Origin of the sequence: Flavobacterium sp. I-STPP5a, from assembly GCF_009764685.1 — a bacterium.
Taxonomy (GTDB): Bacteria; Bacteroidota; Bacteroidia; order Flavobacteriales; family Flavobacteriaceae; genus Flavobacterium.
In genome coordinates, this window is record NZ_VHLM01000056.1 from 1 (window position 1) to 932 (window position 932).

The 932-nt window shown below is 27.9% G+C and carries 1 protein-coding gene; it reads left to right on the forward strand.

The annotated features are described in order from the left end of the window. The first annotated feature begins 149 nt into the window (after positions 1-149). Positions 150-569, forward strand: a complete 420-nt coding sequence (locus FJV36_RS10610) for a hypothetical protein (protein WP_158728307.1) — start codon at positions 150-152, stop codon at positions 567-569. The last annotated feature ends 363 nt before the right edge of the window (positions 570-932 follow it).

The following is a 932-nucleotide window of genomic DNA, read 5'->3' on the forward strand; positions in this document are numbered from 1 at the left end:
TAGGACGCATTACACCAATAGAGAAATGGAACCAGGACAAGCATCTAATTTTAATGAAAAAATTAACCGCATAAATAATAATCGAAATTTAGAATAATACTCTTGTTTTATAGGGGTCAAAACACTAGATATTTTAAAAGCGCAGATATATGAAACTAAAAACTTTAATTTACATTATATTTCTATTCATCTTTTCAAATTGTTCTAATTCAGATGATACAAATTTAAACCCTTATAAAGGATTATGGCAAATAAGCAAAATTACACCAGAAATACCATCAGATCCAAATCAACCAGATTGCCGAATGATGAATGATCAAATTTTTTTTAATGATTTCAATAATTTGATATGGAGTTATCCAAAACCAGATGGAAATGGAAGCTATCAGCAACCTTGTCAATGGGGATTAACACATGAAATGTACGATTTTAAAGTGGTAAATGGATTATTGAAAATATATGAAGAAAATACAACAAAAGAAAAAAATTGGAAATTCGAATTGAATAATGGTTTTCTTAAAGTTACAAGAGGAGATGTGGTAACCATTTACAAAAAATCAAATCCTTAAAAAAAACATCACCCAACAGATAAGGTTTCGTTGCGGCTGCAAGCCGAACAATAAAACCTGTGTTGCATGAAACCGGTCACTGGCAATACTTAAGTTCGATGTTTATTTAAAATAATTAATCGTGGTTTTAAATTATTTGTAAGGATTTCTTGTTTTAAATTAATTATTGTATTTTTAGAAAAAAAAACAATGCTAAAATTATTACCAATTAATCATTCTGAAATATTAAAAATTTATAGAGTTACTTACTTAAAAAACACTTATATTTATAGTAAATACAAGGATATGGAAAGTATATTTCAGGGGGAGAATATTTTAGAGTTCATAAAGACATTCCCAGACGACCAAAGTTGCCGTGAATTT